20 protein-coding genes are annotated in these 22,413 nt (G+C 47.9%); 10 read left to right on the forward strand and 10 right to left on the reverse strand.

Features of this window, described 5'->3' with window-relative positions; all coding sequences use genetic code 11:
* Positions 1–17: 17 nt before the first annotated feature.
* Positions 18–2,453, reverse strand: a complete 2,436-nt coding sequence (locus tag N774_RS0107075; protein WP_024860570.1) for a glycoside hydrolase family 11 protein — start codon at positions 2,451–2,453, stop codon at positions 18–20.
* A gap of 295 nt (positions 2,454–2,748) precedes the next feature.
* On the opposite strand from N774_RS0107075, the gene N774_RS0107080 reads away from it, so the two are divergent.
* A complete protein-coding gene (locus tag N774_RS0107080; protein WP_024860571.1) occupies positions 2,749–3,315 on the forward strand; it encodes an RNA polymerase sigma factor in 567 nt (188 codons plus the stop codon).
* A 12-nt stretch (positions 3,316–3,327) separates the two neighbouring features.
* A complete protein-coding gene (locus tag N774_RS0107085; protein ID WP_024860572.1) occupies positions 3,328–4,695 on the forward strand; it encodes a hypothetical protein in 1,368 nt (455 codons plus the stop codon).
* An 87-nt stretch (positions 4,696–4,782) separates the two neighbouring features.
* Here N774_RS0107085 and N774_RS0107090 read toward each other — a convergent pair whose 3' ends face one another.
* From N774_RS0107090 to N774_RS0107105, 4 genes are all read right to left on the reverse strand, one after another.
* A complete protein-coding gene (locus N774_RS0107090) occupies positions 4,783–5,493 on the reverse strand; it encodes a dockerin type I repeat-containing protein (protein ID WP_024860573.1) in 711 nt (236 codons plus the stop codon).
* Complete coding sequence (locus tag N774_RS0107095) at positions 5,490–6,470, reverse strand: radical SAM/SPASM domain-containing protein (protein ID WP_024860574.1); 981 nt, start codon at positions 6,468–6,470, stop codon at positions 5,490–5,492. Before N774_RS0107095 ends, N774_RS0107090 begins: the two co-directional genes overlap by 4 nt.
* A 185-nt stretch (positions 6,471–6,655) precedes the next feature.
* Positions 6,656–7,882: a sensor histidine kinase gene (locus tag N774_RS0107100; RefSeq protein WP_024860575.1), complete on the reverse strand. Its 1,227-nt coding sequence runs from the start codon at positions 7,880–7,882 to the stop codon at positions 6,656–6,658.
* Positions 7,876–8,553: a response regulator transcription factor gene (locus N774_RS0107105; protein WP_024860576.1), complete on the reverse strand. Its 678-nt coding sequence runs from the start codon at positions 8,551–8,553 to the stop codon at positions 7,876–7,878. The genes N774_RS0107100 and N774_RS0107105 overlap by 7 nt, the downstream gene beginning before the upstream one ends.
* 248 nt (positions 8,554–8,801) lie before the next feature.
* Here N774_RS0107105 and N774_RS0107110 point away from each other — a divergent pair, with 248 nt between their 5' ends.
* The 4 genes from N774_RS0107110 to cysK all read left to right on the forward strand — a co-directional run bounded on the left by N774_RS0107110 (position 8,802) and on the right by cysK (position 13,808).
* Complete coding sequence (locus N774_RS0107110) at positions 8,802–9,470, forward strand: polyphosphate polymerase domain-containing protein (protein WP_024860577.1); 669 nt, start codon at positions 8,802–8,804, stop codon at positions 9,468–9,470.
* A 21-nt stretch (positions 9,471–9,491) separates the two neighbouring features.
* Positions 9,492–10,163, forward strand: a complete 672-nt coding sequence (locus tag N774_RS0107115; RefSeq protein WP_024860578.1) for a DUF4956 domain-containing protein — start codon at positions 9,492–9,494, stop codon at positions 10,161–10,163.
* Positions 10,164–10,175: 12 nt separating this feature from the next.
* On the forward strand, positions 10,176–12,566 hold the full coding sequence (locus N774_RS17115) for a CotH kinase family protein (protein WP_024860579.1): 2,391 nt from the start codon (positions 10,176–10,178) through the stop codon (positions 12,564–12,566).
* A 309-nt stretch (positions 12,567–12,875) separates the two neighbouring features.
* The gene (gene cysK / locus N774_RS0107130) at positions 12,876–13,808 is read left to right on the forward strand and encodes a cysteine synthase A (protein ID WP_024860580.1); all 933 of its coding nucleotides are present in this window, start codon (positions 12,876–12,878) and stop codon (positions 13,806–13,808) included.
* Between the two features lie 97 nt (positions 13,809–13,905).
* Here the strand turns inward: cysK and N774_RS0107135 are convergent, their stop codons facing one another.
* Positions 13,906–14,361, reverse strand: coding sequence for an RrF2 family transcriptional regulator (locus N774_RS0107135; RefSeq protein WP_024860581.1), 456 nt, complete (start codon positions 14,359–14,361; stop codon positions 13,906–13,908).
* A gap of 312 nt (positions 14,362–14,673) precedes the next feature.
* Between N774_RS0107135 and N774_RS0107140 the strand changes: the two genes are divergently transcribed.
* The 4 genes from N774_RS0107140 to N774_RS0107155 are packed head-to-tail and all read left to right on the forward strand — an operon-like array spanning position 14,674 to position 17,531.
* Complete coding sequence (locus tag N774_RS0107140) at positions 14,674–15,189, forward strand: 2-oxoacid:acceptor oxidoreductase family protein (RefSeq protein WP_024860582.1); 516 nt, start codon at positions 14,674–14,676, stop codon at positions 15,187–15,189.
* Positions 15,186–15,479 carry a 4Fe-4S binding protein gene (locus N774_RS0107145; RefSeq protein ID WP_024860583.1) on the forward strand — a complete coding sequence of 98 codons (294 nt, stop codon included), beginning with the start codon at positions 15,186–15,188 and terminating at the stop codon, positions 15,477–15,479. Before N774_RS0107140 ends, N774_RS0107145 begins: the two co-directional genes overlap by 4 nt.
* Positions 15,476–16,648, forward strand: a complete 1,173-nt coding sequence (locus N774_RS0107150) for a transketolase C-terminal domain-containing protein (protein ID WP_024860584.1) — start codon at positions 15,476–15,478, stop codon at positions 16,646–16,648. Before N774_RS0107145 ends, N774_RS0107150 begins: the two co-directional genes overlap by 4 nt.
* Positions 16,638–17,531 (forward strand): thiamine pyrophosphate-dependent enzyme, encoded by an 894-nt coding sequence (locus N774_RS0107155; RefSeq protein WP_024860585.1) that lies wholly within the window; start codon positions 16,638–16,640, stop codon positions 17,529–17,531. Before N774_RS0107150 ends, N774_RS0107155 begins: the two co-directional genes overlap by 11 nt.
* A 105-nt stretch (positions 17,532–17,636) precedes the next feature.
* Here N774_RS0107155 and N774_RS0107160 read toward each other — a convergent pair whose 3' ends face one another.
* From N774_RS0107160 to N774_RS0107175, 4 genes are all read right to left on the reverse strand, one after another.
* Complete coding sequence (locus N774_RS0107160) at positions 17,637–19,706, reverse strand: heavy metal translocating P-type ATPase (protein WP_024860586.1); 2,070 nt, start codon at positions 19,704–19,706, stop codon at positions 17,637–17,639.
* 135 nt (positions 19,707–19,841) lie between these two features.
* On the reverse strand, positions 19,842–20,138 hold the full coding sequence (locus tag N774_RS0107165; RefSeq protein WP_024860587.1) for a DUF6110 family protein: 297 nt from the start codon (positions 20,136–20,138) through the stop codon (positions 19,842–19,844).
* A 105-nt stretch (positions 20,139–20,243) separates the two neighbouring features.
* Positions 20,244–21,074, reverse strand: a complete 831-nt coding sequence (locus tag N774_RS0107170) for a helix-turn-helix domain-containing protein (RefSeq protein ID WP_024860588.1) — start codon at positions 21,072–21,074, stop codon at positions 20,244–20,246.
* A 1-nt stretch (position 21,075) separates the two neighbouring features.
* The gene (locus N774_RS0107175; RefSeq protein ID WP_024860589.1) at positions 21,076–22,413 is read right to left on the reverse strand and encodes an FMN-binding protein; all 1,338 of its coding nucleotides are present in this window, start codon (positions 22,411–22,413) and stop codon (positions 21,076–21,078) included.

A 22,413-nucleotide genomic window follows, 5' to 3' on the forward strand; every position in this document is an offset into this window, starting at 1 on the left:
TATGCCTGCTTTGTTTTTTACTTTTCAACTCTTTTTCTCATAGCGCAAAGATCAAATGAATCCCATACGCCGTCACCGTTCAGATCGTAGCTCGTCAGGTACGGTATATACGGGTCTTTTCCGAGAATAAAATCGGAAAGCTTCTGAACATCTTCGGCAGTGAATACCGTATCATCACTCGGTACACGTCTTAATTCTGCCTTTCCGACTGTAGCAGAGCCCTCATTGCGGACTGTCGTAAGTGAGAAATAAGCTGAGCCAATGCTGAATGTCCTGTAGCCAAGGTCGTTTATCTTATCAACGATATCCCTTGCGTCTATAGTTCCTGCATAACGGCTGTATCCCTCGGGAACATCAGCAGCATCGACAGCTTCCAACTGCTCCTGACGCATAAGCACGATGTAAGGAGAGTTTTTGCTCTTGTCCTTGGGAAGTATCTTCACCGCATCATATTTTACTCCGTTTGACTCGATAACACCGAACTCCTCGGCATCACGGTGAGTACTGTACAGCGGTCCCAGTGCATTCAGAGGATCTCCGTCCCACTTATCTGCAACAACTATGGTAGTAGAACTGTAATCGTCCTCGGTGAGCTCAACATTATCAAAGATCTTGCCGCAGATTATAGTTCCGCCGATGATCCATGCGGGCTTCTTCTTCGTTGAGGTCACTTCACCCATATCTATCTCATAATCTATGAGCAGGCTGTCCTTTTCGATATAGCCGATAGAGCCGTCCGAATTCTGTATCCTTTCACCTCCGATGTAGAAGCGGCGAGGAGATTCATCCATATCAACTCCGGGGCTTTTCGACGGGATAAGCTGCCAATCGCAGTCTATCTTTTCGCCCTTGAAGCCCTTCATGGTCGATTCCGAGCCTACGATCCTGTAATCCTCACCATATACGGTAGTTTCGGTATTAATGCCGCCGAGAGCTATCCTTCTTTTTTCCTTGTCATATTCATGGTCATCGGGAATAAAGTCGGGTATGGTCACCTCGTTCTTCACAAGCTCTGCGGTACCCTTTGATACATCGCCGTCCAGACGGACAAGTATACAGTCGGGCTCACCGAGAATAGCTCCGTGATCATGGAGGAACTCCATAAACGGTGCAAGGTCGTGCTTAACGGTAACTGTTCCCTTTTTGCCGTTTTCCTCGGCGTCCTCGCTTATGAAATAGTAGGTCTCGGTTTTCTGAGGCGATCCCGTACCGATCTTAGTGACCGAGCATTCATGTGCCTCATATTTCTTGCCGTCAGCGGTCACTTCACCGATCGTCTCGTCCCAGTCTCTTTTGACCCATTCATTGATGGCATCTACGATATGTACCTCTGTATCAAGTTCGTATTCGGGAAGATCAGGACCGACCATTCTCGCATAGGTCTCAACAAAATAAGAGCCCTCAGCATCAAAATTCATGGTATAATCCACAGATGAACCCGAAACAGCTTTGTAGGACTGCCCTTGATCGTAGCTCTTGCCGCGTCCGAATGTGGGGCCGTCATAATGGTATGGCATATCTGTTGAATCCCATTCTGCCTTGAAAAGGGACGGTGAAAGTACTTCCATATATCCGCCATTTCTCAGCTGGGTAAGCTTGTAATAATATCCTGTGCGGATGCCGTAATCTCCGCCCTTTAAAATAATGGGAGCCTCGGGATCTTCCCAGTCCTCCCAGACTTTATCAGGTCTGGTATCTCCTTTATAATAGCTTGTAAAAACTCTTGCGCTGCCCTTTGAGTGAGCCCCCTCAACAAAGATGTTCACGCCTGTAAGATCTCCGGGATCAATGCCTGCATCAGCTACTGCCTGAAGTATATCGGAAAGGCACAGGTTCTGATAGTCTCCCTTGCTGAAAGGGACTTTTCTGCTGCATATTACCGACTTGGTATTGTCCTCATTTTCCTTTGAGTATATAGTGTACCACTCTTTCTTGGTCATATCGGTTATACTATTATAATTAAGAGCCTCTCTTGCATAGCAGGTGCCGATCTCACTGTATCCGTCCTCGGTGCTCAGCACTTTGCTGCTTGCCACGTCCTCATATTCCATTATGGTGAACGTATCGCCCTTGGTATTTTTCATTCTGAAGCCGAACCTTACATAGCCCTCATCTTCGTCCTTGAATTTTTCAATGTCCACGGATTTCCAGAAATTGCAGCTGTAATTCTTCAGCTCGGTATAATTTACGGGCTCGGTGAACTTAGGCCCTCGCTGTACCATAAAGTCCTCATCGTTATCCCAATTGCAGCTGTAACCGCCAAGCACATCAATAAGGAATTCGGGCTGGCTGTCCTTGTCGTTGTTTTTGATCTCGTAGTAGTAGCCCTTGTCAACGCCGCTGCAATCGTGGTCGATGACGATATCTGCTTTGGCAGTCTGCATCGGAAAGCTTGCAGTAAGCACCGCCGCCGAGACAAGAGCAGACAGAATGCTTTTTTTGTGTGTTCTCATGTTTGACCCTCCCATGTATCCGAAACGGATACCTTTTTTGAGTACGCAGCATTTTTGCCGCATTGCTCATATATACATTATAACCAATACCATGAACAATTTCAATAGTTGAAGTGTTAATTTTTCAAAAAGCATATTTACAACATTTTTTATTGAAACTCGCCTGCTAATCTGATACAATTAAGTTATGATGATTTTTCAAAAATAATGCCCGCAATGTAACACTTGGATACACGGTTCCGATTGTTGTTTATGAAAGGCCGATCTTACAAAATAAATCGCAGGAGGAATGAAAATGACAAGCAGAGAACTGACAGCAATGATGCAGAGATCACCTGTCGACTGTCATAAAGCTCTCGTCAAGGAATATGGCAGATACGTTTATGCTATCGCCTACAATAAGCTGAGAGGCTGCGGCACAAACGAAGATATAGAGGAATGTGTCAGCGACGTTTTTGCCGATCTCTTTATGAAATGTGAGTATGATCTGTCATATGAAAATGACATAAAATTTCTTATAGCAACTATAGCAAAACGAAAGGCGATCGACTACTTCCGCAGCCTTACCGCAAGAGGAAGCCATATATCCGAGACCGACGAGGACGATATGAGAGAGCTTGTCTCGGACTTCAGCGTTGACGAACGCGTTGACCGCTCGGAACTCCGCCGTGTGCTCCTCGATAAGATAGATGAACTGGGAGAGCCTGATTCGACCATACTTATACAGAAATTCTACTATAACCGAAATTCCAAGGAAATAGCAGAGAGCGTTTCCATGACTGCAACGGCAGTCAGACAGAGATGCTCCCGCGCTATGGACAAGCTGCGCACTAAGCTTGCGGAAGTCGGAATCGGAAGATAAGGGGGAGCAATAATGAAAGAGAAAAACATATTCGATATTCTTGAGAATGCGGAGAATGATCCAATGGAAAGACTTATCGAAAAATGCCCCGAAATATCAGATGAACAGCTGGATAGGATATTTGCCAAGAGCGAAAAGAAGTTCATAAAAATGCGGGCAGAAGAGAATGGAACAAAGAGAGATAAAAATATAAAAATGACTGAAAACGACACCGTAGAGGGCGTAGAGCACAGCAGGAGACCTGCATGGCTTGCTCCTCTGAGCACAGCGGCTTCCATACTGCTCATCGCAGGCATCGCTATCGGAAGCACGGTAATGCTGAAAAGGAACACCAAGCCCAGCGGAGGCGGCGGTGTGACACCTGCTGTCACAGTCACATCTTCAACAGGAACAGGTACAAATATAGTTTCCACAGACAAAAACGGCTCGACCATCAAGGTCACAACAGTTACAACTGCTTCATCGGCAGATACAGCAACAGTAACAAATACAGACGCAGCCAATGGCGAAAACACCGATACATCATTCATCGACCGCTTCGTGGGAACATGGAAGTATCAGGAATCAAGCGTAAACGATCTCAGTGATCAGAATTCCATCGAAACCAAGGGTACAGTACAGATAAACAGCGATGCGACCTACACATATACCGACAATAACGGCAGAGTCACTACAGGAAAGATCACAGAATTCATTGAGGAAATAGGCGGCACAGAAATACCGAGGCTTGATTTCTCAGGCAATAACTTCAAGGCGAATGGCGCTTATTATGTGGAATCCAAGCCTTATGAGCTTCATTTCGGCAACGGCTATGCGGCACGTCTGCTGCGCAGCGAATATGAAGATACACACGGCGTCGCTTCAAGCTATGATATTGCATACAGATACGTACTGAAGGATTTTATGAACTCCGACCAGTACAACAGTGATTCACGCTGGGATCTTCAGGATCTGGACGGCGACGGAACTCCCGAGCTCCTGATCTCGGCAAATACCAACTACGGTTCATATATCTACTATTTCGAGGACGGCTCCGCACATATAGTGGGCAATATAGTTGTTGAAAACTTCGGCAGAAACGGTACCTTCCTGCTGTGCAAAGACGAGAATCTCATCGGCTTTTCCGAGGGCATCAATAAGGAGTACTTCTCAGATTCATTCTCTGCGTTTATAGGCAAATTCGAGGATCATTATGTACAGCATGTACAGCAAATGAGTAAATTTGCTTATCCCGAGGATCCGCAGAAATACTACTATGACGTTGACAATGAATATGTCAGCGAGGAGGAATATAACGCCGCAGTAAACAACTTCAATTCCAAGAACTGGACAGAAGTCGGCAGACGCTATTCCTTCGGCGATTATTCGCCTCTGAATTAAATATCCGCTGAAAGCAGCAATAATGAAACGTCCCCCTTTTATCAAAAAGGGGGACGTTTTTTTGCTTAAAGCAGTCATGAACACACATTATTTGTCAAAGACCGAGGTATCGCTGTATCTCATATGACGGAGAAGCTCGCGTCTCATTACCACAAGGTCGAATATGTTTATCTCTCCGTCCTCACAAAGATCTGCCATATACCAGTCATTGATATTTGACTCGGGCATATGAAGGATATATCTTTGAAGCGCTACGATATCCGCAACATTGAATTCATAGTCACCGTTTACGTCGCCCGGGACATATGCCATCTCTCCCATAAGAGGCGGTATTTCTTCCTCAGAAGTGGTGGTAGTGGTCACAACCGTTGTAGTGGTTGCAGCTGTCATTGTACCAACAAACGGCGGTAAAGAAGTGCTTGTGGTGGTGGTCGTAGCAGGTTCTAAGAATCCGCCTGCCACCGACGGTATCGTCTCTGTGGTCGTTGTAGGCATTGTTGTAACAAAAGTACCCATGAGCGGCGGCACAGTTGTTGTGGTGGTAGTAGTTTCGGGTGCAATGTCTCCCATAAGCGGCGGTATAGTTGTTTCGGGCTCTGTATATATATCAGGGGGAGCTACTATACCTGCGGTATCTGGGATTTCCTCGGACAGAGGCTCTGATATGCTGTCGGGATTCACTGCCTGACCTGCAAGCTGCACGACGAGCTCTTCCGATTGAATATTGGCAGCGTTTACAGAAGCGCTGACAGTTACAGTCGCTAAGAGCGATGCTATCTCTTTTGTAAATTTCCTCATTTTTCCTTACCTCCGTTTTCTTTAGATATTATTTCAAGCGCTGTCAGGATATGCACTTGCTCCTCCATGCAGGCTGCTTCCGAAATATCCCTTACAGTGCCTGTTGTAGCCATTTTTCGGCAGGCACAGGAATTTCGGCAGTATTCAGCTATCTCGCAGCCTTTGCACCTCTCCGATACCATTGAATAATCGGGGTGCTCCTTTCTTGCCTTTTCGGCTTCAATGCCCACAAAAACATCACCGCAGCGGTATTCGGGTATGTTCTGGAACTGTACACAGGGGTAAAAGGTGCCGTCCCAGTTTATAAATATCTTCTTTTTGCATATCTCGCAAAGACTCCGCTTGTTTTCTTTGATATTTTTCTTCTTTACAGCCAGCTCATACAGGAAAAGATCGGGTATCTCGGCTATCCTGCGCCACTGCTCCCTTAAAACGTCGCCGAAGCTGTCGGGATCATCGGGGACGAGGAAGGCGTCCATTGCAGCAGATACCTTTTTTACGCCCATTCCTTTAAGGTACATGACATTGTCGTAAAGCTTCGGCAGCGTCTGCTCCGTATAGACAAGCTGTACAAGGGTCTCGGGCTGATATTTCAGCAGCAGCTTCAGATTGGCGTCAAGAAGCGCAGTATCAGCGCCGCGGTCGGTACACTCCCTGCCGTCATGGGACATATTGATAATGACCTTTCTGTCCGCACACCACTTTATGAACTCCTCGTCAAGGAGGGTACCGTTAGTAGTGATGACGAACTCCTTTGCGGTTATATTCTCGCAGTAATACTTTACGGTATCCTTGTAAAGCAGAGGCTCTCCGCCGAAAAGATAGACCGTTCCCGCATTGGCGCGGCTGTTTATGAAATCTGCGATCCTGTCTCTTGTCTCATCGTTTATGCAGCCGTATTCCGTGTTCAGATGTCTTTCATAGCAATAGCTGCATCTGAGATTGCATTTGTTTGTTATGCTGATAGTATAATCCAAAATATCATCCCGCTTCCTTTATCACTTATGCAGTGAAAGATATATATGCAGGGCATCGGAGGGGCACAGATATCCCCTTTATTTTTCCGTTCACTTATTAGACGTATGAGAATGCAAAAACTCTCACCTTTTTTTCAAAAAAATCTCAAAAAAATTTTTTCTCCCTTAATTTCGGCGTTTTCGGGTCATTCCTGTTTGGCTGTGAGAGGCAGAGATACATAGAAGGTATTGTACCCGTTACTGCTCTCAGCCCATATCTTGCCGTTATGCTCAGCGACTATGCTCTCGGCAATGGAAAGTCCCAGACCGTAGCTCTGACCGTCGTTTCTTGCCTGATCTACGCGGTAGAACCGCTTGAAGATGTTCTCAAGCTCTTCCTTTGTCAGCGGTGTTCCCAGCCCCGACACAGACAGGACGCAGTTCGCAGCCTGACGTTTCAGCTTTACCGTGGCTTTATCCGCAGGGTCGGAGTATTTCAGGGCATTGTCCAGCAGGATATTCATCACCTGTCTCAGTTTGTCCTTGTCGCCCTCTACGCTTATCTCGTCATCGATATCAGTTGCAAGCTCCATATCGTTCTCGTAAAACAGCGGCTCAAAGGGCAGTATACTGTCGTTTATGAGCTTGCTGAGGTCAAGGGTGGCAAGCTTCACGGCAGCCCTGTTATTGTCAAGCCTTGCAAGCTCAAGGAGACTTTCCACAAGTCCCCTCATGCGCTTTGACGTAGAGAGGATATTTTTTGTGAAGCCGTCTCTGTCGCTTTCGGAGTAGCTCTTGTCGCTCATCATCTCCGCGTTTGTCATTATGACCGTAAGCGGAGTTTTCAGCTCGTGGGAAGCGTCCGCTATGAACTGCTTCTGCTCATTCCATGTCTTTTCAACGGGCTTCGTCACCCATTTCGCCAGGAGCAAGCTTATTACAAAAAAGGCTGCATAGCCTATAAGTCCTATTATCAGGGAATTTCTGATAAAGCCCTTTATCATTGCCTTTTCTCTGGATATATCCGCAAAAACTATGGCTTTTCTGAAGCCGTTTTCGTCTCTCATGTATCTCAGGTCATAGTCGGGAAGTATGCCCGTATCCTTTTTTCTCTCCTCAACAGCGTCAACCAGCTTTTTCAGCATGGTCTCATCGTTCAGGTCAAAAAGGTCGCTGCCGAATGCAGTGAGCTTGCCGTCATCGGATATATTCACCGTGAATAAGGGCAGGCGGATATTATCGGGCATATTATCGGGTCTGCCCATGGGCACTGCATCAGGCGGGCGGAATACCATGGCCCGCATCATCTGTATGCTCTCACGCTGTATATTCTGCGTGGTAAAATGCAGCACAAATCCGAATATGACAATGAACAGCACCGTTACGATGCTCATTATTACTGCAATGAATTTTATCCTCAGCCGTTTCAGCATTTTTCTTCACACTCCAGATGATAGCCTAAGCGCCTCATGGCTTCGATACGCACATCTGAGCCGATACTCACAAGCTTTTTCCGCAGGAAGCTCACATATGCCTCCACATGGTTCTCAACAGCATTGGAGTCGTAGCCCCATACCTTGGTCAGCAGGGTCTCCTTTGAGATGTGGTTCGTTCCCGAGGTCATAAGTATGCGCATGACCTCAAACTCCCTTGCGGACAGCCTTACACTGTTTTCGCCGCATATAAGGGAAGCCGATTCCATATCAAGTCGGGTATTGCCGAAGGCAAGCTCGTTCACCTGTGAGCCCTGTCTGCGGAGAAGTGCGTTCACGCAGGCGAGGAGCTCCCTTGCGTCAAAGGGCTTGGTGAGATAGTAGTCCGCACCTGTATCAAGTCCCTGCACCTTGTCATCAACGTCTGATTTGGCAGTCAGCATAAGTATGGGCGTTGTATTGTGCTTGCTGCGGACAGCCTTTGCCACCTGATAGCCGTTCTTTTTCGGCAGCATTATGTCAAGGATTATGAGGTCATAGATACCCAGCATAGCGTACTGCTCGCCGCTTTCGCCGTCATAGACTGCCTCTGCTTCAAAGCCCTTAGACTCCAGCATGAGCTTCAGCGAATCTGCAAGTACCTTTTCGTCCTCTATTATAAGTATTTTCATATTGGTTTCCCCCTTAAAGCCTTTAATAACATTATAATACAACAAATAGCTGAATTCAAGCTGAAATCATGAACAACTGCCATTATTTCACTTAATTTTCACTTGGGTTTTACCCTGTTCACACCCGTTTTCAGTTTCAATTCAGCGTTCACAGTTATAATTAAAGCATAGGATGAAACGCACGCAGGCTTGGTCGCCCGTTTCATTGGTCTGTGTGCGTGCCTATAACAAGAAAAGAGGTGAAAACTATGGATCTCAGACATGAGATAAAGCATGAGATAAACTACTCGGACATGATAACGATCCGCCACAGACTCAGCGCAGTTGCATACCATGATCCACATGCCATAGACGGAAAATATTTTATCCGCAGCCTTTACTTCGATAATCTTGCAGACAAGGCTCTTATGGAAAAGGTCAACGGTCTGAGCCGCCGTGAGAAATTCCGCATAAGATACTACAACGGTGATACCTCGGTCATTCATCTTGAAAAGAAAAGCAAGATAGACCACCTTGGCAACAAGCAGAGCGCTCCCCTAACAGCGCAGCAGGCGCAGAGCATAGTTGACGGTGATACGGAGTGGATGCTTGATTCGGAGCATCAGCTCATACGGGAGCTTTACTCCAAAATGAAGTCCCAGGGCATAGCTCCGAAAACTATCGTGGACTACACCAGAGAACCATTCATCTATCCCGCAGGAAATGTCCGCGTCACGCTGGACTACAACGTGCGCGGCGGCATGAGATGTACGGATTTCCTTGACCCCGACTGTGTGACAGTTCCGGTGTCGGACTCTATCATACTCGAAGTCAAGTGGGACTGCTTCCTGCCCGACATAATCAGAGATGCAGTTGCCCTTGCAGACAGGCGCGAGGGAGCTTTTTCAAAATACGCAGCCTGTCGAATCTACGGATAAAACATAAAGGAGTAATTTATTATGAGTTTCAGTGATATCTTCAAGTCTAATTTTATCGACAATGTGACCAGCGTCAGCATTCTCGATATGGCTATCGCCATTATTCTTGCATTCGGTCTGGGAATGTTCATATTCCTCGTTTACAAAAAGACCTATTCGGGAGTTATGTACTCCGCAAGCTTCGGTACTACTCTCGTTGCACTTACAATGATAACCACAGTTGTTATCCTGGCAGTTACAAGCAACGTTGTTCTTTCCCTTGGTATGGTGGGCGCACTTTCTATCGTCCGTTTCCGTACAGCCATTAAGGAGCCCCTTGATATCGCATTCCTGTTCTGGTCTATCGCAGTGGGTATCGTCCTTGCAGCAGGCATGATACCGCTTGCAGTTATCGGCAGCGTCATCATCGGCGTTATCCTCCTTGTATTCGTAAACCGCAAGGCTCACAAGAACCCATACATCGTAGTTATCCGCTGCGACGGTCACGACAGCGAGACAAAGGCTAAGGCATTCCTCGACGGCAAGACAGAAAGATGCGTTGTAAAGAGCAAGACTGCTCAGAAGGGCTCTGTAGAGCTCAATATGGAGATCAGACTCAAGGACGACAATACAGATTTCGTAAACACTCTTGCTGATATGGAAGGTGTACAGAGCGCAGTTCTCGTAAGCTACAACGGCGACTACATGGGATAAGGGTGTGATATAATGTCAGCACATAAGAACATAGACAGGATATGCATCGCGGTCACGGTCCTGACTCTTGTTATAGCCTTTATTTTCTGCAACGGTCAGGCTCTGGGCGTAAAGTCCACAGCCCATGCCATCGGCTATGAGAACAGGCTGTTCGATCATTCAAGGGTGCATACCATCGACATAGTCATGAATGACTGGGACGGCTTCATCGAGGGCTGCGAGAGCGAGGAATACTCAGCCTGCAATCTGGTCATCGACGGAGAAGCAGTGAAAAATGTTGGTATCAGAGCCAAGGGCAATACCTCCCTCAGCTCAGTAAAGAACATGAACAGCAGCCGTTACAGCTTCAAGATAGAGTTTGACCAGTACGAAAACGGCAAGACCTACCACGGACTTGACAAGCTCTGCCTTAACAACATCATTCAGGATAATACCTACATGAAGGATTATCTGGCTTATACCCTCATGTATGATTTCGGCGTTGATTCGCCCCTTTGCAGCTACGCCTACATCACAGTCAACGGTGAGGACTGGGGACTGTATCTTGCTGTGGAAGCTATCGAGGAGTCATTCCTTGAAAGAAACTACGGCAGCAACTACGGCGACCTCTACAAGCCTGATGCACTTAGCTTCGGCGGCGGCAGAGGAAACGGCAAAGACTTTAGTATGGGGAATTTTATGAATAACGAGAGCGAAAATAAAGACAGCTCCGACAAATCAGACGATAATAAAGACTCATCATCAGGCTTCGGCGGCGGTATGCCCGATTTTGGCGGTGAAATGCCGGACTTCGGTAATATGCCCGACTTTGGCGGAGAGATGCCTGATTTCGACCCAGAGAATATGCCCGAGGACTTCGGCGACTTCGATCCCTCAAAGATGTTCGGCGGCGACGGAGAAAACTCCGACGGCGGCAAGGGCGGTTTCGGCGGCTTCGGCATGGGCAGCGACGACGTAAAGCTGAAGTATACCGACGACGATATCGACAGCTACTCAAATATCTTCAATAACGCAAAGACAGCAGTTGACAAGGCTGACAAGAAGCGCCTTATCCGTTCACTGAAAGCGCTTCTGGAGCAGTCAGACCTTGAAAGCACAGTTGACGTTGAGGAAGTCATCAGATACTTTGTAGTTCATGATTTCCTTGTTAACGGCGACAGCTACACAGGTCAGATGATACACAACTACTACCTCTACGAAGAGGACGGACAGCTCTCAATGATCCCATGGGACTACAACCTTGCCTACGGTTCATTCATGGGCGGAAATGCTTCCTCTTCCGTTAATTCGCCTATCGATACTCCCGTATCAAACGGCATGAGCGACAGACCTATGGTATCATGGATATTCGACAATGAGGAATATACTGAGCAGTACCATGAGCTTTTCAGCGAATTCCTTGGCAGCGTTGACTTTGAGGAGCTTATCTCCGAAACAGCTGCTCTCATCGACAAGTACGTTGAAAATGATCCCACAAAGTTCTGCACCTACGACGAGTTCAAAACAGGCGTTGAAGCTATCACAAAGTTCTGCACTCTCCGTGAGGAGAGCGTCCTCGGACAGCTTGACGGCACTATCCCCTCAACAACAGCAGGTCAGAAGGAAGACAGCTCCGCACATATCGACACAGACGGTCTGAACACCTCAGACATGGGCTCTATGGGCGGAAACGGCGGTTTCGGCGGTGGTCAGAAGGGCGGCTTCGGCAGAAGCGAGAGCTCCGATAAGTCTGATACTTCCGCAAGCTCGGAACAGTCAGGCAGGAAGAGAAGCTCAGGAAAGTCCGCTGTATCAGAGCAGACAGAAAAAGACGAGATAGTGCAGACAGTTGATACTTCTTCATTTTCTGTAACTATGCTCAGCAATATACAGTTCCTCGCAAATGAGGACAGCTCAGACAGCAGCTCCTCCAAGCGCGGCGGACGTGGCAGCTTCGGCGGCGGTCAGCCTCCGCAGGGCTTCGGCGGCGGAATGCCTGACGGTTTCGACCCGAGCAATATGCCCGACGACTTTGACCCAAGCAATATGCCTGATTTCGGCGGCGGAATGCCGGGTGACTTCGACCCGAGCAATATGCCCGATGATTTTGACCCGAGCAATATGCCCGACGGAGCTGCACCTTTCGGCAATTCCGAAAAGGCTGACGACGGTGACGCTGATGAAAAGGTCACCGAGGCTGAAAATGAGTCCGTGAACGAGGAAAAAACAGCTCCCGATAAGGAAAGCGGCAATGCTGCTCCCGACAAGGAGAGAAGCTCAAGAGGCGGCGAAAGACCTGATATGGGAAGCTTTTCCCCTATGGGCGATGCTTCACAGAACAATACCACAGCGTATATCCTGCTGGGAGCTTCCGCACTGGTTCTTCTTATCGGTCTTGGATTTGCATTAAAGTTCAGAAGGTAATTACTCTTATAATATTAAAAGGAAGATACCCCGAATTGAGGTATCTTCCTTTTTTGCGTTATTCAGAGCTCAACAATCTGATCAGTCTCCGCCATAAGCTCCTCGGTGAAAATGAGAGCTGCGATGCAATAGCCACAGTAAGAGCAGGCTGAAAAGTCTGTGCATTTCTATTTGCAAGTTATAGTTTCAATCTATAACTCAGGATAAATAAATACAATTATAAAAGGTATTGCATTTTTTCTTATCAGGGTATATAATATACTTAACAGATAGGAATTATAAAGTTGCTATCAGAAGGAGGAAATTATTATGTCAAAAATTTATAAGGGTGCTACAGGTCTTATCGGTAATACTCCCCTGGTGGAGTTCACAAACATTGAGAATTCACAGAAGCTTGAGGCAACTGTGCTTGCAAAGCTCGAATACTTCAATCCCGCAGGAAGCGTCAAGGACAGGATCGCTCTGGCTATGATCGAGGATGCTGAGAAGAAGGGACTCCTTAAAAAGGACTCCACTATCATTGAGCCAACATCGGGAAACACAGGTATCGGTCTTGCTTCTATCGCAGCTGCAAAGGGCTATAAGATAATCCTTACAATGCCTGAGACCATGAGTGTTGAGAGAAGAAATATCCTCAAGGCTTACGGTGCCGAGATCGTTCTTACAGAGGGCTCAAAGGGCATGAAGGGCGCTATCGCAAAGGCTGAGGAGCTTGCAAAGGAAACTCCAAACAGCTTCGTTCCCGAGCAGTTTGAGAACCCAGCCAACCCCGAGATACACAGACTTACAACAGGTCCCGAGGTATGGAACGATACCGACGGAAAGGTAGATTTCTTCGTTGCAGGTGTAGGTACAGGCGGTACAGTAACAGGTACAGGCGAATACCTCAAATCCCAGAACCCCAATGTTAAGGTAATTGCAGTTGAGCCGCAGGATTCTCCCGTGCTTTCAAAGGGTACAGCAGGCCCCCACAAGATACAGGGTATCGGCGCAGGCTTCGTTCCAAAGACTCTCAATACCGATGTATATGACGAGGTCATCGCAGTAGCGAATGAGGACGCATTTGAGACCTCAAAGCTCATCGCAAAGCAGGAGGGCATACTCGTTGGTATCTCAGCAGGTGCAGCTTACTACGCAGCTTTAGAGCTTGCCAAGAGACCCGAGAACAAGGGCAAGACTATCGTAGCACTGCTCCCCGACAGCGGTGACAGATACTACTCCACACCTCTTTTCAATGACTGATAATGCAGACAGCTCAGAGCGATTCTGAGCTGTTTTTTTGTAATAATAAAAAATATGTCCCGAAGGAGCTTACTGTCTGCTCCCTCGGGACTTAATATCATATATAATACATCAGTTCAAGCTGCTCGTTCTGTTTCTCAGTTAATTTATCGGCAAGGTCTTTCAGCGTGAGGTTTCTGGAAAACTTCCTGAGATAATCATTGACAGGCTCCCATAAACACTCAGCGATGGTTTCTGTTGCTCTGGCATCAAGCTGATCGTTGAATTCAGATGACGCGAGAATACTGCTGTCAAGCGCATCAACGATCTCATTAAGAGTTATGCTCGACGGCTCCCGCGAGAGCGTATATCCGCCGCCTGACCCCTTAATGCTCCGCAGCAGTCCTGCCTGTTTGAGCAGCGGTATTATCTGCTCCAGATACTTTGCAGAGATATTGTTGCGCTGAGATATTGCATTCACCTTGACTATGCTTTCAGCATTTTCACTCCACGAATTGACAGCTATATCGACCAATGCGATTATACCGCATTCAACTTTTGATGATACTCTCATTTAACGTCACCTCACTGTTAGTATATAATTCCTATTTATATACTAAGTATAACATATCAGCAGAACTTTTTCAAGTGTTTCGGCTATAAAATTTGTCTATACACAGTTATTGGCCATGGGAGCTGTTAACAAAATCAGGCTATATCACGCTAAAAAACGTCATTCTCGTCGAAACGGCAAAATATATATCCGAAAGCCAACGGCTCACCTTGATATAGACAGAATCTATTGCCTCAAATAGAAGTCCTGTATTGGACTTTTTTTGCGGACAGGTGTATAATTAAAACATACTAAAACGATAGGAGAACTAATATGCAGGAGATCATATGGCTCGGACGCGGCGGTCAGGGCGCTTTCACTGCCGCAAAGCTGCTGGGTGCAGCATATACGATAGATGACGAAAACAAGTACGGACTCGCCTTTCCGTCATTCGGCCCGGAGCGCCGCGGCGCTCCCGTAAGAGCCTTCACAAAGCTCGACACCAAGCCCGTTGTGGACAGAAGTCAGACCGAGAAGTCTGACTACATCGTCATAATCGACGATACACTGTACAGTCCGCAGCTTCAGGGACTTCTGAAGCCCACAGGCAAGATAATAGTGAACTCAAAAAACAGTATCGGCGGTGCGCTCACCTTTGACGCTGACAGCATTGCAGCTGAGTTCAGACTTCCCACTGCAAACACCATAATGCTCGGTCTGCTCATCGGACTTTCCAAAGTCGTTTCCACCGATGAAGCAGTGGAAGCTATCAAGGGCTATATGCCGCAGAAAATTCAGGAGCGCAATATAAACGCACTCCTTAAAGCTGTACAGGAGGTGGGAGAATGAGACCGCACATCAGAGAGAAAAAGGACTTCACATTTGCGGAAGTCCCCGAGAATACGTCATTTGAGGCAGGCTATCTCACCACTGTCAACAGCGGCTGGCGCAGTATCAGACCTGTTATCGATACAGCAAAATGCGTGGGCTGCGAGCAGTGTTACCTCTACTGTCCCGACGGCGTTATTTCAATAAAAGACAGCAAGGCAGCCATTGATTACGACTTCTGCAAGGGCTGCGGGATATGCGCAAAAATATGCAAGATAAAGGCAATAGAAATGGAGGCGGAGCGCAAATGAGCAGAAAATTCTTATCAGGCAATGAGGCATTTGCCGAGGGCATTCGCCTTGCCCGTCCCCAGGTTATTTCAGCCTACCCTATAACACCCCAGACCATTGTCGTTGAGCGTCTTTCGGAAATGGTTGAGGACGGCAGTCTCAGCGCAGAGTACGTTCACGTTGAGTCTGAGCATTCCGCACTGTCATGTGCTATCGGAGCAAGTGCCGCAGGCGCAAGAGCTTTCACAGCCACATCATCACAGGGACTTCTCTACATGGCGGAATGTCTCTACTACGCAGCAGGCGGACGCTTCCCAATAGTTATGATGAACGCAGACCGTTCAACAGCTCTTCCGTGGAACATCTACGGCGACCAGCGCGACAGTCTTTCACAGCTCGACAGCGGCTGGATACAGTCCTACGCCGAGAATGCACAGGAGGCTCTTGACCTTGCGCTGATGAGCTACAAGATAGCCGAGGATAAGCGCGTACAGACTCCCTATATGGCAAATCTGGACGGCTTTGTTCTCACTCATACTTACGAGACAGTTGAGATCCCGACTCATGAGCAGGCAGACAAATTCCTGCCGCCCTATGAGACAGATAACCGCATAGACTTCGAGAGCCCGAAAAATATGGCTTTCTCAGCAGGTCCCGACACCAACTACATCTTCAAATACAAAGAGCACAAGGGGATCCTTGCGGCGGCTGAGGTAATCACCGAGACCGAAAAGGAATTCGCTGAGATATTCGGCAGACACTACACAGGTCTGACCGAGAATTACCGCACCGAGGACGCCGAATACATCATCGTTACTCTCGGCAGTATCGCAGGTCTCTGCCGTGAAACTGCGGATAAGCTCCGCGAGCAGGGCGTAAAGGCAGGCGTTGTCCGCATACGCTACATGAGACCTTTTCCCAACAAGGAAATTGCAGATGTACTGAAAAATGTCAAGGCTTACGCAGTACTTGAAAAGGATATCAGCTTCGGCAACGAGGGAACAGTCTTCACCAACGTCAACTCCGCACTGAAAAAGGCAGGAGTGGACGTAAAGGGCTACAACTTCATCGGCGGTCTGGGCGGCAGAAACATCTCCGCAGGTGACATTGAAAATATCTGCACAAGCATTGCAAAGGGCACGGAGAGTGTCAATTTTATAGGAATAGGAGGCGAGGACAATGGCAAATAAGGCTGCAGAAAGCATATCCCGTGAGGAGTTTTTCTACGGACACAAGGCATGTGCAGGCTGCGGCGGAAGCCTTGCAGTAAGAGCTGCACTTAAAGTCCTCGGACCAAACGCTGTATCGGTGCTTCCCGCAGGCTGTATGTCGGCGGTCGGCTTTAACTTCCCCCAGCTTTGCTTCTCCAACAATTCCATAATCTCCACATTTGCAGGTACGGCTTCCATGCTCACAGGCGTTGAGGCAGGTCTCCGCGCAAGGGGCTATAAGGACTTCACAGCTGTGGGCTTTGCAGGTGACGGCGGTACTGCCGATATCGGAATACAGGCTCTTTCGGGAGCTATCGACCGCAACGACAACATCATCTACATCTGCTACGACAACGAAGCCTACATGAACACAGGCATACAAAAAAGCGGTCTCACGCCATTTGGCGCTAAGACCACAACTACTCCCGCAGGCTCAAATATCCACGGAAATATCCGTCCCAAGAAGAATATGTTCGAGATAGCCGCTGCACACGATATACCATACGCAGCAACTGCAAGCGTTGGCTATCTTGCCGACTTTATCAAAAAGGTGCAGAAGGCTTCGCAGATACAGGGTACAAAGTACATCCACGTTATCGCGCCATGTCCCACAGGCTGGGGAGTTGCTCCCGACGCTACGGTCGACATTGCAAAGGAAGTGGTTGACTGCGGACTGTGGTATCTTGCCGAGTACGAAAACGGCTCCTTTAAGCTTAACCACAAGCCCAAGGAGTTCACTGACGTAGCGGCTTACCTGAAAAAACAGGGGCGCTTCAAGCACCTCACAGATGAGGATATACAGATAATAACAGCTTCCCGCGACAAGAAATGGGAGTTTATCCACAAGAATTTTGAGCTATAACAAGCTTATAGCTCATCAGTATTTAATTATGTTACAAAACAGGGGACGGTCACTCGTCCCCTGTTTTTTTTAGTTTGATTTGAGAATTGCGCAGTCTTTTCTGCCTTACTTCAGTTCCGTCATGCTGCGAAGTCCTATTGCCAGCGTGGAAGCATTATGCAGGAGCGCAGAAGTTGCAGGAGGCAGTACTCCCAGAACGCCAAGTCCGATAAGTCCGCCGTTGAAGCCGATTATAGTCCTGTAGTTCCAACCGATACGCTTCATCAGCGCATTGCTCATGCGTTTCAGCTCCACAATTGCATAAAGGTCGTCGGCAGAGATAGTGATATCCGCTATTTCACGGGCAATGGCAGCTCCCGTGCTTATGGCGATGCCTGCATCGGCTTCGCTCAGTGCAGGAGAATCGTTCACGCCGTCGCCTATCATTATTACCTTTCCCCCTGCCTCATGCTCGGCGCGTATGAATGCAGCCTTATCCTCGGGGAGCACCTCAGCGTGATACTCGTCAACGCCGACTTTTTCAGCAACTGCTTTCGCTGTGCGCTCATTATCACCTGTCATCATGACAACACGTGATATACCGTATTCGTGGAGCTTCTTCACCACGTCGGCAGCTTCCTCGCGGAGGGGATCCTCTATGCAGATAACAGCTGCCACCTCGCCGCCGATGGCAAGATAAAGGTGGGAATACTCTTTGGGCAGATGCCTGAAAATACGCTCATCAGGCGGAGTGCAGCCCTCGTCCTCGATGATGAAATGATGACTTCCGATAAGTACACGCTCATTCTCAACCATGCTTGAGATACCGTGTGCCACCACATACTCAACCTTTGAGTGGAACTCCTCATGCTCAAGACCTTTTTCAGCTGCCGCAGCTACAACAGCGTTAGCGATAGAATGAGGATAGTGCTCTTCAAGGCAGGCTGCCAGACGCAGCATTTCGTCCTCGTCACGTCCGCCGAAGGTTATTACCTGTGCAACTCTCGGACTTGAATGAGTGAGAGTTCCCGTCTTGTCGAAAACGATAGTATCGGCTTCCGCAACGGCTTCAAGGAAGCGGCCGCCCTTGACGGTTATCCCTGCGCGGCTGCAGTCACGCATGGCTGACAGCACTGATATAGGCATTGCAAGTTTAAGAGCGCAGGAGAAGTCCACCATAAGGATAGACAGTGCCTTTGTGGCATTTCTTGTCAGCAGCCATGTGAGCAGTGTGCCGCCAAGGCTCCACGGAACAAGCTTGTCGGCGAGGTGTGAAGCCTTATCCTCTGCGGAGGATTTCAGCTTTTCGGACTCCTCTATCATCTTGACTATACGGTCATAACGTCCGCCGCCTGCGGTATTCTCGACACAGACAGTACACTCGCCGTCCTCAACGACGGTACCTGCGTAGACGTAAGCTCCCTCGCTCTTGTGTACAGGTACGGATTCGCCTGTCATGGAAGCCTGATTTACCATTGCGTCGCCCGAGATCACCTTGCCGTCAAGGGGTATCATGGAGCCTGTTCTGACAACTATCATATCGCCTTTTCGGACATCGTTCACGGGCATGAGGAGCTCCTGTCCGTCGGCAGTTTTCGTCCACACCTGTTCAACTCCGAGAGACATAGTCCTTGCAAGGTCGTCAATAGACTTTCTGTGTGTCCACTCGTCAAGGATATCTCCCACATTCAGCAGGAACATCACCGAGCCTGCGGTCTTGAAATCGCCGCGGAGAAGTGATACTCCGATAGCAGTTGCATCAAGGACTGATACTTCGAGCCTGCCTTTAAGCAGACATTTCAGTCCGCGAAATATGTACCTTGCGGCTTTGATGACAGCCATTATCCTGCGTATTGGCTGGGGCAGTATGAGCTTGTTGATGCATCTTCTTATTACAACAGCTGCCAGCTTTTCCTCATAATGCTTGCTCAGTTGTCTGCCTGTCTGCTCGGGCACAAGAGAAATGTTCTTCTCGTCATCGAAAGAGAAACATGAGAGCTTCTTCACTATCTCAGCTCTCGGACAGGTATATGAAATGACCACATCGCAGGTGCGGTCAAACACCTGGACCCTCGTTACTCCTATTACCGCAGAAAGTGCATATTCAGCGATGTCTGCCTGTCTTACGGTCATTCGCTTTATGCAGAAGCGTACTCGCATACGCCCCTTTGATTCATGCATTATTTTACATTTCATATTGTATCCTCCTACAAAAACAGGTCGGAGAGGAGCCTCCTCCGGCGGCTCGCGGCATAAAATTACCGAGCCCATTTTTTAGACTCGGTAACCCGCTTTTTGCCAACAGAAGCCAACTTATCGGTCTGTTTTTGCTTAGTTTTCACTTGTATCTGCTATTTCCTCGCACTCATCTGCGATAACGGCAGCTTCTTCCTCTATTGCTCTCTGCTCGTTTATTTCCTTTGCGTCAGCGAGTATATCGTCGCAGTTCTCACGCACCTTTGAAGCAGTAGCCATAACGTCTGTCTTAGCTCGAAGTACAGCCGCAGTTGCCTGTGTATAGCACTTCTTTGCGTCCTTGCTGGACAGCACTCTGATACCTGCTGTACCGAAAAGAACTCCGCCTGCAAAAAGGCCTATTTTTTTCCATGGGATATCATTGAATTTCATAAGATCACCTCAGTAAAAAAGTCGAAAGGTTTTGTTTCGTTATAAATATGATACCATATATAATACGCCCTTTCCGCTCCGAACAGAAAAAGTTGGTATACGGTACTAATAGGTGAAATTCTCCGATATAAAGCAGCTTTTCTGAGTGCGGAGCTTGTTATGCTCCGTTTGGTAATATTTTGGATTGACTCCCATTACTTCACGGAATGCGCTTGAAAACTTGCTTGCATTGCAGTAGCCCACTTCCTCGGCAATATCTATTATCCGCATATGGGAAGTGCTGATAAGCTCGGCTGCGCGGAACATCTTTCTGCTTTTTGCATAGGAATACACAGGGCAGCCAAAGGTCTGTCTGAACTGCTCTTTCAGCGTGGTCTGATTGAGCCTGAACATCTCCGAAAGCTCTGAGATAGTATAGTGATCCGCTGCATTGCGGCATATAAAAGCACCAACCTGTTTTATAAGCGCCTGCTGGTCGCGGCTGACTGTTTTTTGCTCACTGAGCAGCATAAGCAGTTCAAGTGTTTTTATTCTCAGCATTGAAGTCTTTGGCTCACTGATCTCGCTGCAGATCTCAGAAAAAAGCTTTTGTATTTTTTCCGACGATGTCAGTACGCACTGCTCATTTGAGCCTATGCTTTTCATTACCGACGACATATCCAGTATATCCGCAAAGCCTGTGCTCCTGCAGCGCGAGTCTATAAGAATTGAAATTCCGCAATAGTTCGGCGAATAAGAAGTACGACATTCCGATCCTGCATCATGCCGCAGTATCATGCAGCTCTTACTTGTCAGGTAATAGTAGTCACTGCCTTTCCTATACTCACAGACACCTTTCATGCAGCAGCTTATCTCAAGAATATCTTCGTCTGCAATATCAGGAATCGCACCGTAAATAAGCCTTATATCGGGAAATAGCTGTATCTCTCGTTTCATGTCAGTTCATCGCCTGTTCCAGAGCCCTGCGTGCGGCTTCGATTATACCGTTGGAGCTGTAGGTAGCTCCCGAGCAGGCATCTATGCCGTCGGCGCTGACCTTTGCGCCTATCTGCGGGATAACAGTGTTCATGGCGTCTCCGAAGTACTCGGGATCGTCATCGTCAGCCCACGCTGAAATACTTGTTATGGCGTCGTTTTCTATGGTAAGCTTTACGTGGACCTTTCCTGCGTAGCCCTCAGCTTCTCCCTCATATTCACCGCTGCGGTACTTATATGTCGGCTGAGGCTCGGCAGCAGGAGTATCCTCATGGTTTTCCTGTTCGGGCTCGTCGTTATGCTCCTGTTCTTCCTGCTTTTCCTCATCATCTGAAGATTTCTTTTCGTCCTTTTTATTGGAAGTTACAGCCTCTGTGGCAGTAGTTTCCGAGGTCGTGACAGCTGTGGTCTCGGAGGACTTTTTGCCGTCCCTGGCAGTAGTTGCAGCAGCTTCCGTGACTGCTGTAGTTTCAGCAGAAAAAGTAAAGGTGGCAGCCTTTTCCTCCACAACGCCCGAAGGCTTCGCAGACTGTGAAGCTGTACCGCGGGAGACAGCTCCTGCAAGAGCAACAGGCAGAGCAAAAGCACAGACACATACAGTGTTGGGAACGAGCTTATTTTCAGGCTTTTTACTTGCAATGTAGTACTTCCTGATACGCATTACCGCATAGCCGACAAAAACTGCGCTGTATACAAGTATACTGAGGAAATAGCCCTCCCTGCCCTTCTGAGCCTTCGGCACGAACAGTACAAGGATATGGACGTAGATAAGAGCGTAGAAAATATATGCGAGCCGCTGTATCTTCTTCCATGTTTTGGCATTCATCTTTTTGCGTATCTTCTTGAATGACATTACGGTCAGCGGCGTCATGATGAGCACCATTGCAAGACATACGATGCTTGTGATGACAAAATCCGAGCCCGTTCTGCCCTTGATGAGATTGGTTATGTACGTCATACCGTATGTGATGATATGCGAAAACGTAAGTATAGCCGCTGTTATGGACAGCTCACCGCGTATGGGCATGAGCTTCTTTATGGGAGCCGAACCGTTGGGCAGAGCTCCTGCCCACATGACAACTGCCCAGAACGCGGTTCCGAGAGCTCCGCGGGAAAATATCCCCAATACATAATCGCGGACAAATCTGCTTGAAATTGTCATATCAGACTTTGTTGCCATTATTGAAGCCACAGTCAGCACAGCTGCCGTGATATAGAATGCCGCAGGACATTTTTTCAGCGGCTTGTCAAGGCAAAAAGCAATAAGAACCGCTATTGAAATTGCGATCAAAAATAACAT

Source organism: Ruminococcus flavefaciens AE3010, from assembly GCF_000526795.1.
GTDB classification, from domain to species: domain Bacteria; phylum Bacillota; class Clostridia; order Oscillospirales; family Ruminococcaceae; genus Ruminococcus; species Ruminococcus flavefaciens_D.